Source organism: Collinsella sp. Sow4_E3 (assembly GCF_052116285.1).
GTDB lineage: Bacteria > Actinomycetota > Coriobacteriia > Coriobacteriales > Coriobacteriaceae > Collinsella.
This window is the reverse complement of the sequence record NZ_JBQKLJ010000010.1, coordinates 12,843-29,213: the sequence shown is the minus strand read 5'-3', so window position 1 is coordinate 29,213 and position 16,371 is coordinate 12,843. Positions and strand designations below refer to the sequence as shown.

13 protein-coding genes are annotated in these 16,371 nt (G+C 60.9%); all 13 read left to right on the top strand.

All coding sequences use genetic code 11. The features are described from left to right. Positions 1 to 33 precede the first annotated feature (33 nt). On the top strand, positions 34 to 525 hold the full coding sequence (gene rimM, locus ACTQ48_RS07090; protein ID WP_427717603.1) for a ribosome maturation factor RimM: 492 nt from the start codon (positions 34 to 36) through the stop codon (positions 523 to 525). Positions 526 to 535: 10 nt separating this feature from the next. Then, the gene (trmD, locus tag ACTQ48_RS07085) at positions 536 to 1,294 is read left to right on the top strand and encodes a tRNA (guanosine(37)-N1)-methyltransferase TrmD (protein ID WP_441546965.1); all 759 of its coding nucleotides are present in this window, start codon (positions 536 to 538) and stop codon (positions 1,292 to 1,294) included. Positions 1,295 to 1,296: 2 nt separating this feature from the next. Next, positions 1,297 to 1,860, top strand: coding sequence for a signal peptidase I (gene lepB / locus ACTQ48_RS07080; RefSeq protein ID WP_441054258.1), 564 nt, complete (start codon positions 1,297 to 1,299; stop codon positions 1,858 to 1,860). Positions 1,861 to 1,919: 59 nt separating this feature from the next. Further along, entirely contained in the window at positions 1,920 to 2,831 is a 912-nt protein-coding gene (locus ACTQ48_RS07075; RefSeq protein ID WP_006236091.1) for a glycine--tRNA ligase subunit alpha, read from the top strand. A 3-nt stretch (positions 2,832 to 2,834) separates the two neighbouring features. Next, positions 2,835 to 4,931 (top strand): glycine--tRNA ligase subunit beta, encoded by a 2,097-nt coding sequence (gene glyS, locus ACTQ48_RS07070; protein WP_441570463.1) that lies wholly within the window; start codon positions 2,835 to 2,837, stop codon positions 4,929 to 4,931. 34 nt (positions 4,932 to 4,965) lie between these two features. Continuing rightward, complete coding sequence (locus tag ACTQ48_RS07065) at positions 4,966 to 5,841, top strand: pyruvate, water dikinase regulatory protein (RefSeq protein ID WP_154516238.1); 876 nt, start codon at positions 4,966 to 4,968, stop codon at positions 5,839 to 5,841. Positions 5,842 to 6,182: 341 nt separating this feature from the next. Then, the gene (ppdK, locus tag ACTQ48_RS07060) at positions 6,183 to 8,933 is read left to right on the top strand and encodes a pyruvate, phosphate dikinase (protein ID WP_441570462.1); all 2,751 of its coding nucleotides are present in this window, start codon (positions 6,183 to 6,185) and stop codon (positions 8,931 to 8,933) included. A gap of 172 nt (positions 8,934 to 9,105) precedes the next feature. Next, positions 9,106 to 11,865, top strand: a complete 2,760-nt coding sequence (locus ACTQ48_RS07055) for a hypothetical protein (RefSeq protein WP_441570461.1) — start codon at positions 9,106 to 9,108, stop codon at positions 11,863 to 11,865. A 148-nt stretch (positions 11,866 to 12,013) separates the two neighbouring features. Next, positions 12,014 to 12,355, top strand: a complete 342-nt coding sequence (gene rplS, locus ACTQ48_RS07050) for a 50S ribosomal protein L19 (protein WP_441570460.1) — start codon at positions 12,014 to 12,016, stop codon at positions 12,353 to 12,355. Positions 12,356 to 12,448: 93 nt separating this feature from the next. Then, complete coding sequence (locus ACTQ48_RS07045) at positions 12,449 to 13,237, top strand: ribonuclease HII (RefSeq protein ID WP_441057368.1); 789 nt, start codon at positions 12,449 to 12,451, stop codon at positions 13,235 to 13,237. 188 nt (positions 13,238 to 13,425) lie between these two features. Then, the gene (locus ACTQ48_RS07040; RefSeq protein WP_154516246.1) at positions 13,426 to 13,911 is read left to right on the top strand and encodes a YraN family protein; all 486 of its coding nucleotides are present in this window, start codon (positions 13,426 to 13,428) and stop codon (positions 13,909 to 13,911) included. Further along, entirely contained in the window at positions 13,911 to 15,434 is a 1,524-nt protein-coding gene (locus ACTQ48_RS07035; RefSeq protein ID WP_154516248.1) for a YifB family Mg chelatase-like AAA ATPase, read from the top strand. Before ACTQ48_RS07040 ends, ACTQ48_RS07035 begins: the two co-directional genes overlap by 1 nt. Then, positions 15,434 to 16,366 (top strand): DNA-processing protein DprA, encoded by a 933-nt coding sequence (locus ACTQ48_RS07030; RefSeq protein WP_441041584.1) that lies wholly within the window; start codon positions 15,434 to 15,436, stop codon positions 16,364 to 16,366. The genes ACTQ48_RS07035 and ACTQ48_RS07030 overlap by 1 nt, the downstream gene beginning before the upstream one ends. Positions 16,367 to 16,371 lie beyond the last annotated feature (5 nt).

The following is a 16,371-nucleotide window of genomic DNA, read 5'->3' as shown; positions in this document are numbered from 1 at the left end:
ACCTTGAGGTCCCAGTACAAAAACATCGCCCGTGTGGTTAAGCCGCATGGAAGGAAGGGGGAGGTCCTCGCGCAGCCGCTGCGGGGGCTTCCTTCTGTATTGGAGCCGGGTATGCGTGTCGCCCTGACGCCACCGGCGCTCAAGCGTGACCGCTTTTGCACGGTTACATCCGTTACCGATACGGGCGATGGCGATCTGGTTTCGTTTGAGGGCATTGACGACTTGACGGCCGCCGAGGGCATCACGGGTTGTTTCGTTCTGGCGAACCGTGATGACTTTGAGCTCGATTCACTCGATGCCGCCTATACCGACCTTATGGGTCGCGAGGTGGTTGACGAGCGCTTTGGGTCGCTCGGAACGATCGTTGAGATTATGTCGACGCCCGCCAACGACGTTTGGGTTGTCGAGGGTGATCGGTATGGCGAGGTGCTGATTCCCGTGATCGAGCAGGTTGTGCTCGATCTTCCCGATCGGGGAGCAATATCCGTCCACGTTATGGACGGCTTGATCGATATGGACAAGTAGGGAGGACAACATGCTGATCGAGACCCTTTCGGTCTTTCCCGAGATGTTTGAGCCCGTCATGTCCACATCGATCTTGGGCCGTGCCCGCAAGGCCGGCCTTTTTGATTTTAAGGCGTATAACCTGCGCGACTGGACGCACGATCGCCACCGTACCGTCGATGACGAGCCGTACGGCGGCGGTCAGGGCATGCTCATGAAGGTCGAGCCCATCGCTGAGGCCATCGAGGCCATCAGCTCTGAGGGCCCCAAGCCCACCGTGGTGTTCTTTACGCCCTGCGGTGAGCCTTTTACGCAGCAGGTAGCCGAGCGCCTGCTCCAAAGCGAGCGCCTGCTGTTTGTGTGCAGCCGCTACGAGGGTGTCGACGAGCGCGCGTATGCCTATGCCGATGAGCGCCTGTCGATCGGCGACTATGTGCTCACGGGCGGCGAGCTGCCTGCTATGGTCGTTGCTGACGCTGTCGTGCGTCTGATTCCCGGCGCGCTTGGTGACGAGATGAGCAACGTTGACGAATCATTCTCGACCGCCGAGGACGGAGGCCTGCTCGAGTACGCGCAGTACACCCGTCCTGCCGAGTTTAACGGCGAGGGCGTGCCTCCGGTGCTTGTAAGTGGTGACCACGCCAAGGTTGACGCTTGGCGCCGCAAGAACGCCATCGAGCGCACCTGTCGCTGGCGTCCCGACTTAATTGAGACGGCGCGGCTTACGCCCCAGGAGCGTGCGTACGCGCAGGAGATTTTGGACGCTTCGTATTCGCAGAGCGAGGAGTGAGAATGGTTCCGTCGCAGCATTCCATGCTAAAGGGCGCGTTTGAGTGGGTCGTGGTCGTCGCAATCGCGCTCGTCGCCACCTTCTTGATTCGCACCTTTGTGGTCGAGCCCTTTGTGGTGCCCACCGGTTCCATGGAGTCCACTATCGAGATTGGCGACCAGATCCTGGCGCAAAAGGTGACGCTTGAGCTCGGCCAGCCTGTCAAACAGGGCGATATTGTGGTGTTCCACAACCCCGATGGCACCTCTGAGCACGATGTGCTCGTCAAGCGGGTCATCGCTACGGCCGGCCAGACGGTCAACCTGCAGGACGGCAAGGTGGTCGTTGACGGCCAAGCGCTCGACGAGGACTATACGACGGGCATGAGCTGGCCACTGTCGGTCCAGGCGCCTGGTGCTCAGGTGAGCTATCCCTACACCGTCCCTGACGGGTGCGTGTGGGTGATGGGCGACAACCGCGAGAACTCAGCCGACTCACGCTACTTTGGCCCGGTCGACCGTTCGGACCTGATCGCCGTGGCGCTCGTGCGTTACTGGCCGCTCAACCGTCTGGGCGCTATCGACTAAAAACCGCTATAGTACAGTACCTAACCGTGTAATCGTTTCGACGAGGGGATATTAGAGGCATGAACGCTTCATCGCTTTCCTTCCAAGACATCATCCTGCGCCTCCAGCAGTACTGGGGCGAGCAGGGCTGCGTCATTATGCAGCCCTATGACTCCGAGGTCGGTGCCGGTACCTTCCATACCGCGACCACGCTGCGCTCGCTCGGTCCTGCCGAGTGGCGCACCTGCTATGCGCAGCCCTGCCGCCGTCCCGCCGACGGCCGCTACGGCGAGAACCCCAACCGCATGCAGCACTACTATCAGTTCCAGGTGCTCATTAAGCCTTCCCCGGTTAATGCTCAGGAGCTTTACCTGGGGTCTCTTGCCGCCATTGGCCTGGACCCCAACGACCATGACGTCCGCTTTGTTGAGGACGACTGGGAGAGCCCGACGCTCGGTGCCTGGGGCCTTGGCTGGGAGGTTTGGCTCAACGGCATGGAGGTCACGCAGTTTACGTACTTCCAGCAGGTGGGCGGCATCGAGGTCGACCCCGTGCCCGTCGAGATCACCTACGGCCTGGAGCGCATCGCCATGTACGCCCAGGGTGTCAACTCCGTCTACGACCTGGTGTGGAGCTATTTGCCCGACGGCACGCCCATGACCTACGGTGACGTGTTCCTGGAGAACGAGCGCGAGTTTAGCGCCTACAATTTTGAGGTCGCTAACGTCGAGATGATGCGTCAGAAGTTTGACGACTACGAGGCCGAGTGCCACTCCTGTCTGGAGCGCAAGCTGCCGCTGCCCGCATACGACTGCGTCATGAAGTGCAGCCATGCCTTCAACCTGCTCGATGCCCGCGGCGCCCTGTCCGCAGTCGAGCGCGCCAACTACATCCTGCGCGTCCGCGCCGTCGCCAAGGCGTGCTGCGAGGCCTATATGGCCGAGGTCGCCGGAGTCAACGAGAATGCCGACCAGGAAGGCGAGGTGGCGTAAGCCATGGCAGACGCTAAGGATTTCCTGTTTGAGATCGGTACGGAGGAAATGCCCTCCGCACCGCTGAACAATGCCGTCAAGCAGCTTGGCGATATGATCGCCAAAGGCCTCGACGAGGCCGGCCTGGCCCATGGCGAGGTCCGCGTGATCTCGAGCCCGCGTCGTCTGGCTGCGCTCGTGGCCAACGTCGCCACCGCGACCGATGAGGTCCACGAGGTCAAGCGCGGCCCTGCGGCAAACATTGCCTTCGATGCCGACGGCAACGCCACCAAGGCCGCTCAGGGCTTCGCCCGCAAGTGCGGTGTGGCTGCCGAGGACCTGATCCGTCGTGAGGACACCGACGGCCGCGAGTACGTGTTCGCCGAGAAGAACATTCCCTCCGCGCCGGCTACCCCTATTCTGACGGCCCTGTGCGAGAAGACGATCGCAGGCCTGCAGTGGCCCAACTACCGCAGCCAGCGCTGGGGCCACGAGCACGCTACGTTTGTGCGTCCGGTCCGTTGGATCTGCTGCCTTCTGGGCGAGGACGTTGTGCCCGTGACGTTTGCCGATGTGACGAGCGGCAATACCACGCGCGGACATCGCGTGCTGGGCGCCGGTGACCATGTTGTCGCCAGCCCCGCCGTCTACGAGCAGGTGCTCGAGGACGCCGGCGTGCTCTCTGCCGAGCGTCGTCGTGAGGCCATCCTTGCCGGTATTGCCGAGGTCGAGGCCGCTCGCCCTGGCTGCCATGTCGACACGCCCAAGAAGGTCTTCGAGGAGGTCATTAACCTCTGCGAGTGGCCGACGGTGCTCGTCGGTACCTTCGACGAGGAGTTCCTCAAGGTCCCGCACGAGATCATCTGCGAGTCCATGCTCACCAACCAGCGCTACTTCCCGATCTATGACGGCGAGGGCAAGCTCACGCGTGAGTTCGTGGTCGTCTCCAACAGCAAGCCCGAGAATGCCGATCGTGTGATCGACGGCAACGAGCGCGTCGTGCGCGCCCGTCTGGACGATGCCAAGTTCTTCTACGAGGAGGACCTGAAGATCTCCCTCGACGAGTTCCGTGAGCGTCTGGCCAAGGTTGCCTTCCAGGAGAAGCTCGGCAGCGTGCTCGCCAAGTCCGAGCGCATTGAGCAGCTCGCGCTCGCTATTGCCCGCGAGGCCCATCTGGGCGCCCACCTCGCTGCCGATGCCGCTCGCGCCGCGCACCTGTGCAAGGCCGACCTGGTTTCCAACGCCGTCGTCGAGTTTACGAGCCAGCAGGGCGTGATGGGTGGCTATTACGCAACTGCGATGGGGGAGAACGACGAGGTCGCCCACGCCATTCGCGATCACTATCGTCCCCGCTTTGCCGGCGATGAGCTGCCCGAGGGCACCGCTGGCTGCATCGTGGCCTGTGCCGACAAACTCGATACCATTGCCGGTATCTTTGCCATCGGTGAGCCCCCGACCGGCTCTTCCGACCCGTACGCGCTGCGTCGCGCCGCTATCGGCATTATCAACATCCTGCGCGATCGTCTGCCGATCGACCCCACGACGCTCATCGACTTTGCCCTTGAGCTCTATAGCGAGCAGGGTATCGAGTTCGACGCCGCCGAGGTCGCCCAGCAGGTCCGCGACTTCTTCCACGGCCGTCTGGTGAGCATGGCCCGCGACGAGAAGATTCCGGCGGATACCGTCGCCGCCGTCTCCGCGGTGCACATCGTCGCTCCGTCCGTCTTCTTCGCCCGCTGCGCCGCGCTCGACGAGGCTCGTAAGAACGATGCCGAGACCTTCGACAACCTGGCTACTGCCTATGCCCGCGCCGCGCACATCTCTAAGCCCGAGCTGGGTATGGAGTACGATCGCAGCCTGATGGGTGAGGCCGAGCTCGCGCTTGCCGATGCCTCCGAGGCTGCTCAGACCGCTGTCGATGGCGCCCTTGCTGCCGAGGATTACCCGGCCGCATTTGCCGCCCTTGCCGCCCTGCGTGCCCCCATCGACCGCTTCTTCGACGAGGTTATGGTCATGGACAAGGACGAGCAGCTCCGCGATAATCGCCTTAAGCTGCTCAACCGCTTCGAGGCCGTTTTCTCTGGCATCGCCAACATCGGTGAGCTTGCCCGCAAAAAGTAAGCCAGCCTGCGCATAAGCGTAAAAGGAGCCCCGCATGGATTGCCCGGTCACCGCTCGTCCCACCGTTATCGTTATCTCCGACTCGCTCGGTGATACCGCTTGTGAGGTGGTGCTTGCGGCGTCCGGGCAATTTGATGAAGGGGCTTTTCGTCTCTTGCGCTTGCCCAAAGTGAACTCGGTGGAGCAGGTCAAGTCGTTTGTGGGCCCGCGCGTCGATGCGGACCATCGTGATATCGCCGTGTTCCACACTATCGTCGATCCGGCGCTTCGCGCCCGCGTGCTCGATTACCTGGGTATGCTGCATATTCGCTCTGTCGACCTGATCGGTCCGACCCTTGCCGTGCTGTCGTCGCTCATCGGTGTGCCGCCCAAGGGCGTTGCGGGCGTTATTCACAAAACGGATGACCGCTATTTCCACCGCATCGAGGCTATGGAGTACTTTGTCGAGCACGATGACGGGCGCGGCTGCGACGACCTTTCGGGGGCCGATATCGTGCTGCTGGGCGTGTCGCGTACGTCCAAAACGCCGCTGTCGATGTATTTGGCCTATCAGGGTTACAAGGTCGCAAACGTTCCGCTGGCGCACGGCATGGAGCCGCCGAAGTCGATTTACGAGGTCGACCCGATGCGCCTGTTCGGCCTGATTTCGACCGTTGACGTAATTTCTGAGATTCGCGACAGCCGCTTGGGCGATGACTACGCCCGCGCCGTCGCCGGCTCCTATGCCGAGCCCGAGAGTGTGCGCAGCGAGCTTGAGGAAGCCCGTGCCCTCATGAAGCGCCTAGGCTGCTTTGTGGTGCGTACCGACGGTAAGGCGATTGAGGAGAGTGCATCCGAGATCATCGGTCATTTGGAGGAAATCCAAGAAGCTCGAGCCCGTCGTGCCGCTCGCCGCGCTCAACAAAAGTAGCTAATTTGGGACGGGGCTTTTTTAGCTACCCCGGCTGAGGCCGCGAGCTTTTTGGCCGATTGCCGACGGGGTAGCTAAAAAAGCCCCGTCCCAAATTAGCTACTTATGGTAAAGCGATTTAGCAAAGTTCTTTCAGTTAACCTGCACGTCTCCTACACTGGTATCTTCATAAGGTAACCACCTTTATCTACCGTTTACCGTCAGTTTTATCACGTTTACCAAACCTCGCACCCTCTACGCAAGCACTTCCAATACCCGCCGTATAGTACCCTCACGGCTCGCATCCGGCGGGTCGATTCGTTACCACGGTCGTGCGCGACAGCGCATGGAAGGGGAGTATCGTGAGCGATTGCAAGAGGGTTTACCGTTTTGGAACCGACGCCCAGGGCACCTGTGTCACTGAGGGCGACAAGTCCATGAACTTCGTGCTTGGCGGCAAGGGTGCAAATCTTGCCGAGATGAGCCGCATCGGCCTGCCGGTTCCCGGTGGCTTTACCATTACCTGCCAAACCTGTGTCGAGTACTCCGGTGCCGGCAATGTGTGGCCCGAAGGCGCACTCGATGAGATCGTTGCCGCCGAGGCCGATCTCGAGGCCCGCTGCGGCAAGAAGCTTGGTGACGCATCCGACCCGCTGCTCGTGTCGGTTCGCTCGGGTGCTCCGTTCTCCATGCCCGGCATGATGGACACGGTCCTCAACTTGGGCCTTAACGACGACTCCGTTCTGGGCCTCATTGCCCAGACGCAAAACCCGCGTTTTGCCTGGGATAGCTACCGCCGCTTTATCCAGATGTTCTCCAACGTCGTTATGGGTGTCGATGCCGACTTGTTTGAGAACGCCCTGACCCAGGCTCGCTTGGTCGCCGGCGTTCGCGTCGATTCCGAGCTTTCGGCCGAGGACCTGCAGGAGCTCGTCGAGACCTTCAAGGGCATCTTCTCCGAGAACGTCGAGGCTGCCCTGTATCCCGAGCTCGAGGTTGTCGACGGCAAGCCCGTCTTCCCGCACGATCCGGAGCTCCAGCTGCGCCTTGCCATCCAGGCCGTCTTTGGCAGCTGGATGAACGAGCGCGCCTGCATCTACCGCAAACAGCATGGCATTTCCGACGAGCTCGGTACCGCCGTCAACGTCCAGGCCATGGCTTTTGGCAACAAAGGCGAGACCTCTGCGACCGGCGTCGCCTTTACGCGCAATCCGGCCGATGGCACCAAGGAGTTCTACGGTGACTTTTTGGTTAACGCCCAGGGTGAGGACGTCGTCGCCGGCATCCGCAACACTGAGCCCATCGCCGACCTCAAGACCACCCCGGGCCTCGAGTCCGCTGGTGAGGAGCTCGAGCGCGTTTTCCTGACGCTCGAGGATCATTACCGCGATATGTGCGATATCGAATTCACCATCGAGCAGGGTAAACTGTGGATGCTTCAGACCCGCGTGGGCAAGCGTACCGCAACCGCCGCGCTGCGCATCGCCATCGAGATGGTCGAGGAGGGTCTCATCACCCGCGAGGAGGCCGTGAGTCGCATCGATCCCGCGCAGCTCGACCAGCTTCTGCATCCGCAGTTCGACTCCTCCAAGAAGTACGAGGCCCTGGCCTGCGGCCTTAACGCCAGCCCCGGCGCCGCCGTAGGCGAGGTCGTGTTCTCGAGCGACGATGCCGTCGCACGTTCTGCCGAGGGCCATAAGGTCATTCTGGTCCGCTGGGAGACCAACCCCGACGACTTGAAGGGCATGGTCGCTGCCGAGGGCATCCTTACCAGCCACGGCGGCAAGACGAGCCATGCCGCCGTTATCGCCCGCGGTATGGGTACGCCCTGCGTCTGCGGCGTTGAGCGCTTCCATATTGACGCCACCGAGAAGATCGTGCGCATCGAGGGCAGCGACCGTGTGCTTCACGAGGGCGACATCATCTCCATCGACGGCACCCAGGGTATCGTCGTCGACGGCGCCGTCGATCTGGTCTCCGCCGAGCTCACCGGCGATCTGGACACCATTCTGTCCTGGGCAGACGAGATCCGCCTGGACGAGACCGACGGTCACGCCAACCACGTGCGCGTCAACGCCGACAACCCCGAGGATGCCGCGCTCGCACTCGAGTTTGGCGCCGAGGCCATCGGCCTGTGCCGCACCGAGCACATGTTCCTGGGCGACCGCAAGAACATTATCCAGAGCTTTATCCTGTCCGACGACGAGGCCGTGAAGCAGCAGGCCCTGGCCGACCTGCTCAAGGTTCAGACCGAGGACTTTCTGGCGATGTTTAAGACCATGTCCGGTCGCGATGTGGTCGTTCGCCTGCTCGATCCGCCGCTGCATGAGTTCCTGGATAATCCTCGCGAGCTCGAGGTCGCCATCACCAAGAAGGAAGCCGCCGGCGCCGGCGAGGAAGAGCTTGCCACCCTGCGTGCCCGCCTGCGTCGAATCGACGGCATGGTTGAGTCCAACCCGATGCTCGGCTTGCGCGGTGTGCGCCTGTCCGTTGTCTTTGGCGATCTGCCGCTCATGCAGGTTCGCGCCGTCGCCACGGCTGCTGCCCGCCTTATCAAGGAGGGCGTCGACCCGCGCCCCGAGATTATGGTCCCGCTCGTTTCCATCACAGCCGAGCATGTCCAGACCCGCGAGGTCATCGAGCGCGTGATCGCCGAGGTATCCGCCGAGGAGGGCGTCGAGCTCAATATTCCCGTGGGCACGATGCTCGAGCTGCCGCGCGCTTGCATGGTCGCCGACGAGATCGCCCACCATGCCGACTTCTTCTGCTTTGGCACCAACGACCTCACCCAGACAACCTTCGGCTTCTCGCGCGACGACGCCGAGGCCAAGTTCATCCCGCTGTACATGCACAAGAAGATCCTGAAGGATAATCCCTTCGAGACCATCGACGCAGCGGTGCTCGAGCTGGTGCGTATGGCCGTCGAGAAGGGTCGCGCCGCCAACCCCGACATGCACTTTGGCGTGTGCGGCGAGCACGGCGGCGACCCCAAGTCCATCAAGGGCCTGTTCAACGTGGCCGATGTGGACTACGTGTCCTGCTCGCCCTATCGCGTACCCCTGGCGCGTCTGGCGGCCGCTCAGGCCAAGCTCGAGGCCAAGCGTTCCGCTTAACTGAGTCGCGTTCCATTTGCGCCTCTTACGCCCCCCTTCGCGCCGCCGCGCTCCCTGTGGACGCGGCGGCGTTTTATATTTATTCTGTTGGTTCAATACATTGGCAACTGACGGGAGGACTGCGATGAAAAACCTCACCAGGTATTTGCAACGAGCGCGTCGGGGAGCACAGATGACCCTGTGCTGGGTGGTCGTTGCGGTCACGGCGCTTTGCGGGATGCCGACGGCCGGTTTTGCCCTTCAGGATGAATCTCGCGACGAGCTTTATGGCGACGTGGTCAACCCGCTCACCATTACGGTCAACGATCGCGACTGCACGTTTGTTGATATCGATGACGGCAAACTCGAGGGCCGTACCTCGATGTACGACAACGTCTCGTTCTACACGGCCGCCGTCAAAAAGGTGCTGCCCAACTGGGCATCGCTTGCCTATAACATCCTTGGCTATGGTGGAGGCGACGACTCCGGGGACTTTTTGTACTGGGACCACGCCGGCAAGGGCTTTGAGAAGGACTTCGGTAAGGGTCACTACATCTATCTGTATGATGCGCTTTCGGGCGGCAACGGTGAGCATTCCGACGGCGCCGACAAATCGAAACAGAGTGGTCTGACATCGGCAAAAAGCCTCAAAGCTGTCTACGATCGCTTGACCGACGATATCGCCGGCTGTATCGGTCACAAGCTGAAGGGCTCCGATTTCCGTGAAAACGTGCCGCTCGACGGACTGTCGAAAGACACGACTGAGCAGGACGTCATCTATGCCACCATTGCTTGTGTCGACAAGCTCGGCGGCACCTATCAGTATGATTTCAATGGCTTTGGCATCGCGTTCTATAACTTTAGAGTTCAGCAGCTCAACAGCATGAACAAGCTTAACTGCGCGCCCGAGGACGCGCCGGGCTATTCCTTTGTCGATTCTAAGACTGAGCAGGAGCTCGTTACCTCGGCTCTTAACGTCGGCTATGAGGACGCCTCGCAGAGCATCACACTCGCCCGCGGTACCGAGGAGACGGTCGGCACGAGCACTTCTGAATCCGCATCGTATTCCAAAGGCGGCTCGTGGGGCGCATCGGTGAGCCTCAAGGAGTCGCTGGGCGTGCCCGGAACAGCGAGCGAGGAGATCGAGACCTCGTTTTCGGCCGAAGCCACGATGTCCCAGTTGTGGGAGGCGAGCAAGACCGAGGAACAGTCGATCACCACAACGGACAATCAGTCAGTCACCGTCGATATGACGATCCCTGCGCACACGCAGGTCAATAGCAAGCAGACGAGTTCTACCACGACGCTGTCCGAGGACTATGACCAGCCGGTGGGCGTGACGTTCGACGTGATTATCTTTAACATGAACGGCGAGTGCTACGACGACAACGCCGCCGTGCAGGAGTTCCATACCGCCGGTTATGACCAGCGCTCGTTCTACACCACCTTTGGCGATCAGTCGACCGACGCCGTGCAGAACCTGTTCCTGCGCTCAATCGCCCATCGTGGCGACGACGGCTACGATACCACCGCCGGAAACGTTACGAGCTGGTCGTATCGCACCAACAACCACATGGTGCGCGCCATCGATTGGAATTCTGTCCTGGCCGATCGCGAGGTGCCTTCGCGCAACGGCGGCGCCCCGCGCACGTGCAATGTGCTCAACGACATGGCCGCCACCTACCCCATGTCCATTACGGGTTCCAATCTGTCGTTTGAGTCGGTGACGGTCGATACCCAGTTGGGCACGCCGCAGCCCATTAAGCCCATTTCCAAGATTCTCGTATCGCTGCAGACCGATAAGACCCGAAGGCTTACGGTGGGAGACGAAGACCCCATCTCTTCCTATCGTGTGCGTGCAAGGGACGAGGACGATGTTGACTATTACGGCTTTGTGAAGTCGTCGGGCGACTGGCGCGTAGTCGATAAAAACGGCAAGAAATGCAAGTCCGACGTCATCGAGATCCAGACCGACCCTGTCACCCACGAGCAAGTCGTGGTGGGTAAAAAGGCCGGCACCGCCTACGTAAAGTACTTTATCCCCGAGGACACCTATGTGGACGTGAACGGGCATGTTTCGACCAATGACGAGATCGACGCCGCAGCCTACAAATATAAGGTAAGCGACGTGGCGCCCGAGTCGTTTAACGGCAGCATCAAACTCGAGGGCTCGGCACAGACCGTCGTCGGAGTCGAGGAGAATCTCAACGGCATCGACGGCCTAACGGCTACGGTCTATGACACGACGGGCAAGGAAGTCGATAGGGTCTGCAGCTGGGAGGCCCAGGAGCTCGAGAGCAAGGGCATTTCGGTCGCGACGGACGGCACGATGACCATCTCGCAACCGGGCACCTTCCATGTTCGCGCCTTTATTGACGGCGTGTATTCCGATTGGGCCGAGGTCATCGCCGCACCCGCACCGGTCGACCCGATGACGACCGTGGTCGAGACACCGGTGAGCGTTACGTCCGTTTCTTCGGGGGATTCTTCGGCAACGACGGATAGCGCGGCTCCTGCCCAGGGAGAGCAGGCGGCTTCCGATGCGAACGCGGCCGAGCCTGCTCCGGCGAGCGACGATGCCACTGCAGTGACTGACGACACCGCGCCCGCTGCCGCAAAAGATGCCTCGCCGATTCCTACGGGCCTCGTTACCGTTTTGACCGATATCTGCCGCTACGGTATCGATCACGGCCTCATCGGCACATCAAACAAGGAAGAGATGACCAAGCAGGACTTCGACATCTTAGGCATCCTGTACCTGATGGCAGACAGCCAGGACCTGGTGCCCCAAGACGCCGAGGATGCGATGAATGAATGGGCTCATGACAACTATAATGACGAAGAGCTTGCCACCTGGAAGCAGCATGCGCTTTCGGTGCTGCTCGAATACGGTTATATCGCGCCCGGAACGACCGTGACGACGCCGACGACTGATGCTGCGGACGGCGCATAAGTGCAGAAAGAGTGCGTGTTTTTGTCTTTTTGCGCACGGGCAAAATAGTTCTTGCAGCCAAGGTCGTGGCGTGTATACTCGAATACGTTTGTTCAACTACGTGCCGGCCAAGGTGGTACGGCACCTCTAGAAGAGTAAGGAATTGCACATGGATTACATCCGCGCAATCGAGCGTCAGCAGATCCGCGAGGACATCCCGCAGGTCCGCGTTGCCGACAACGTCAAGGTTCACTACCGCATTAAGGAAGGCGACCGCGAGCGCATCCAGGTTTTCCAGGGTGACGTCATCCGCATGGCCGGCGCCGGTGCCCGTGAGACCTTCACCGTCCGCAAGATTTCCTTCGGTATCGGTGTTGAGCGTACCTTCCCGCTTCACAGCCCCAAGATCGCCAAGCTCGAGGTCGTCCGTCATGGTCGCGTCCGTCGCGCCAAGCTGTACTACCTCCGCGACAAGGTGGGCAAGGCTGCTCGCATCCCCGAGAAGCGCTAAGAAGATCGCAGCGTCTGTCCACTCGTTTGGACACAAGGGTCACCTTCGGGTGGCCCTTCTTTTTATCTGATTTCCATGCAAGGAGGGCCTGGTATGGCCAATATGACGAGCTCGATTTCGGCATCGCAGGTTGCCGGCGAGCTGGCGAGTGCCACGTTCGAGGAGATTCCCGCCCTCGTGGAGCACTATCGCGAGGATCCGCGCCAGCAGGTGATCAAGGCTTGCGAACGCGCACTTAAGCGCCATGCCAAGGAACTTTCCGAGCGCGAGCGCGTCAACGGCATGTACGAGCTTATGCATGAGCTCGGCGGCGATGGCGTGGTCGTTGGTGTTGACGAGGTGGGGCGCGGCTCTGTCGCCGGCCCGTTGACGGTCTGCGCTGTCTGCCTTCCCATGGAGCCGCGCGTTTGGGGCATTAACGATTCCAAAAAGCTCACGCCTGCCCGTCGTGAGCTGCTCTCGGTGCAGATTGCCGAGGTGGCTACGGCCATTGGTTTTTGCCATATCGCTCCTGCGGATATCGATGAGATGGGCATGGCCCGCGCCATCCGCACTGCCGTCGCGGGTGCGGTGGCCGATACGGGGCTCGAGCCCGATTGCGTGCTTATGGACGGCAACCCCTTGGGCGCCGTCCCTAACGAGCGCGATGTGGTCAAGGGAGATGCCAAAATCGCCTGCATCGCCGCTGCTTCCATTATGGCCAAGGTCACGCGTGACGAGATGATGGTCGAGTACGATGCCGAGTATCCCGAATATCATCTTGCTGAGTCAAAGGGCTATGCGAGCCCCGAGCACATTGAGGCTATTCGTAAACATGGCCTTTCTCCGTTGCATCGTGTGAGCTTCTGCGGAAATTTTTTGCAGACGGAGCGTCTTTTTTAAGGCAAATATGGAGACAGGGACTTCTGGAATTTTATAAACCAGCTGGTGGGGACCGCATGCAACGCAATTGTTGCATGCGGTCCCTTTTTTGTTTGTTTTTGGTTGGACTTTGGTTTTCTTTTGGTACTTACCCGCAAGAAAGGAGGCCCCATGATCGGGTCAATATCGTGCGCGGGAAAGGAGACCCCATGTGCGCCGCAAGTGCAAAGAGCAAGACGCAACAGCTCAAAGAGCTTTGGGAGAGCGGGGAGATTGATTGCGCGTCGATTACGCCTGGGTTCATTAAGGGCCTCAGTCCTCGAGAACTGGGCATGCTGGGCGAGCTTATTGCAATCGATTACTTTCGCGAGCGCGGTTATGCCCTCTTGGAACAGGGCTACCGGTGTCCCGAGGGCGAGGCCGATCTGGTACTGCTTGATGAACTTGATGATGTCGTGGTGATGGCTGAGATCAAGACAAGGCGCGTCGCCCTAGATTGCAACACGCGGGTCTTTCCCGAGGAGGCGGTGGACGCCCAAAAGCAGCGTCGCTACCGCCGTATCGCGAGTTGTTACCTTATGGATCACTATCCCCTTAAGGCGATTCGCTTCGACGCGGTGGGCGTTACTATCCGCGGCGGTCATATTGCGGAGATTGAGCATCAATACAACGCATTCGATTGGCAGGTATCGTGATGGCGTTTGACACCTTTGCCGTCCACGCTGCATGCATTCGTGGCGTCGAGGCGATTCCCGTCACGGTCGAGGTCTCGCTTGCCGGCGGTATTCCGGGTATCCAAATGCTTGGCATTCCAAGTATGGAGGTGATGGAGTCGCGTGGCCGCATACGCTGCGCAATGCGCTCGGCGGGATTTGAGATTCCACGGGCGGGCATCACCGTCAACTTGGCTCCGGGCGACATCCGTAAAACGGGCAGTGGTTTTGACCTGCCGATTGCCATCGCGGTACTGGCGGCCGATGGGCAGATTCCCCGCGACCATCTAGACCATTGCCTTATTGCCGGTGAGCTCGGGCTGGATGGTAGCGTGCTGCCCGTAAAAGGCGAGGTTGCGTTTCAGTTGTTGGCGCGTGATATGGGCCTGTCCTTTATTGCAGGAAGGTCGGATCAACATGTGCCGCTTGCCGGTGTGGACTGTGGCTTTATCGACCATCTGTCTCAGCTCGCCCGCGGTATGGGCGAGGCGGCTCGGCATTATCTGGATTCCGAGGGTGTCGAGGCGTCGTTTGAGCCAGAACTTGATTATGCCGATGTGCTGGGGCAGGAGGTTGCCAAGCGCGGCATTGCGCTCGCGGCGGCGGGGGAGCTCGGCCTGCTTATGATTGGCTCGCCGGGTTCGGGCAAGACCATGCTCGCACGCCGCATGACGGGTATCTTGCCCGAGCTTTCTCTCGAGGATCAGCAAGAGGCGCTGTGCATCCATTCGGTCTTGGGCGAGAATATCGATGGTTTGCTGGCGGGACACCGGCCGTTCCGTAGCCCCCACCACAGCATTTCGACTGCGGGCCTTATTGGCGGCGGACGGCCGGTGCACCCGGGCGAGATTAGCCTAGCGCACGGCGGCGTGCTCTTTTTAGACGAGCTTGCCGAGTTTCCCAACAGCGTGCTGCAGACACTCCGTCAGCCCATAGAGCGCGGCTACGTCAAGATCGTACGCGTCGATGGAGCTTTCACGTTTCCCTCGCGGTTCCAGCTGCTTGCCGCGAGCAATCCCTGTCCCTGCGGCTTTTTGGGCGATCGCGAGGTACCGTGCCGCTGCTCGGCTTCGATGGTTGAGCGCTATCGGTCTAAGCTACGTGGTCCCTTGGCCGATCGTATTGACCTTATGATTGACGTGACCCGACCCGACCCGCAGGTAATTATCGAGGGCGCCGAGGGTATGTCGTCAGCTGAACTACGTGACTATGTTGTGCGGGGTCGGGCATTTCGCGCCTGGCGCGAGTCCCGTATGGACGATGCAGATGCCGAGGCCGAGGACGATGAGTCACGTTCCATCGACGGCGTCGTTTCGACCTTTGCGCTCGATGGGGCGGCGGAAAAGTGCGTGCTCGGCCTGTCGAGGCGCACACATCTCACAGGGCGCGGCATCGTGCGCTTGGTGCGTATCGCGCGCACGATTGCCGATGTTGCCGAAAGTGAGCGGGTAACCCAAGACCACGTGCTCGAGGCGGCGATGTACCAGGGGAGGAGGGACCAGTAATGCCCGAGGAGACTTTTGAGCTGCATCCCGGTGATGCGTTGTATCCAGCTACCGTTTTGGAGCTCTCTGATGTACCCCAGACGCTTTATGTGCGTGGCGACCCCGCCGCACTGTCGACGCCCTCGCTCTCCATCATCGGCGCTCGCAAGGCCTCGCCGTACGGCCTTGCCGTGGCAGAGCTGGCCGCGAAAGTTGCGGTCGAGGCGGGGGTGACGGTGGTCTCGGGCGGTGCGGTCGGCTGCGACCAGGCCTCGGGTTGGGCCGCGGTCAACGCTGGTGGCAGGCACGTCGTGGTGTTGGGTACGGGTGCCGACGTGGTTTACCCGCGCTCGAGTGCAGGGCTCATCGCGCGCACGATTGATACGGGCGGCGCGGTGGTGTCCATCTCGCCTTGGGGTATGGGGCCACGCAAGTTTGCCTTTCCGCGGCGTAACCGGGTGATTGCCGCGCTTTCGCAGGCGCTGTTCGTGTCGGAGGCCGGCATGCCCTCGGGCACGTTCTCGACAGCGGAGGCCGCCATGGACCTGGGGCGCGAACTGCTCGCGGTACCGGGCTCCATTTTGTCACCAGAGTCGCGTGGGACCAACTACCTCATCGCCAACGGTGCCTGCTGCATTGTTGACGAGGAGTCTATTGAGATGGCCATCTCGCGAATTTACGGCACCCTGCGCTATTCGCGTCCCGATGCGCCCGGTATCGCCGATCTGGACCCCACGCAGCAGGCCGTGATGCACGCGCTCATTGCCTCGCCGCTCAAGGTCGATGACATTGCCGCGCTCGTCTCCCTCGATGCCGTCGGCGTGCTCAAACTCCTGGGCTCACTCGAGCTCGAGGGACTCATCGAGCGCATGATGGATGGAAGGTATGCGCCCTCAAAGTTTGCGCTTCACGCTCAGACGCCCTTCGGTCACAATGGAAAGCGTGTCAATTAGAAAGG

Bases quoted from the DNA above. Each gene is read 5' to 3' on its own strand.
- trmD (WP_441546965.1), top strand. From the start codon at position 536: ATGCTGATCGAGACCCTTTCGGTCTTTCCCGAGATGTTTGAGCCCGTC.
- lepB (WP_441054258.1), top strand. From the start codon at position 1,297: ATGGTTCCGTCGCAGCATTCCATGCTAAAGGGCGCGTTTGAGTGGGTC.
- ACTQ48_RS07075 (WP_006236091.1), top strand. From the start codon at position 1,920: ATGAACGCTTCATCGCTTTCCTTCCAAGACATCATCCTGCGCCTCCAG.
- glyS (WP_441570463.1), top strand. From the start codon at position 2,835: ATGGCAGACGCTAAGGATTTCCTGTTTGAGATCGGTACGGAGGAAATG.
- ACTQ48_RS07065 (WP_154516238.1), top strand. From the start codon at position 4,966: ATGGATTGCCCGGTCACCGCTCGTCCCACCGTTATCGTTATCTCCGAC.
- ACTQ48_RS07055 (WP_441570461.1), top strand. From the start codon at position 9,106: ATGACCCTGTGCTGGGTGGTCGTTGCGGTCACGGCGCTTTGCGGGATG.
- rplS (WP_441570460.1), top strand. From the start codon at position 12,014: ATGGATTACATCCGCGCAATCGAGCGTCAGCAGATCCGCGAGGACATC.
- ACTQ48_RS07045 (WP_441057368.1), top strand. From the start codon at position 12,449: ATGGCCAATATGACGAGCTCGATTTCGGCATCGCAGGTTGCCGGCGAG.
- ACTQ48_RS07040 (WP_154516246.1), top strand. From the start codon at position 13,426: ATGTGCGCCGCAAGTGCAAAGAGCAAGACGCAACAGCTCAAAGAGCTT.
- ACTQ48_RS07035 (WP_154516248.1), top strand. From the start codon at position 13,911: ATGGCGTTTGACACCTTTGCCGTCCACGCTGCATGCATTCGTGGCGTC.
- ACTQ48_RS07030 (WP_441041584.1), top strand. From the start codon at position 15,434: ATGCCCGAGGAGACTTTTGAGCTGCATCCCGGTGATGCGTTGTATCCA.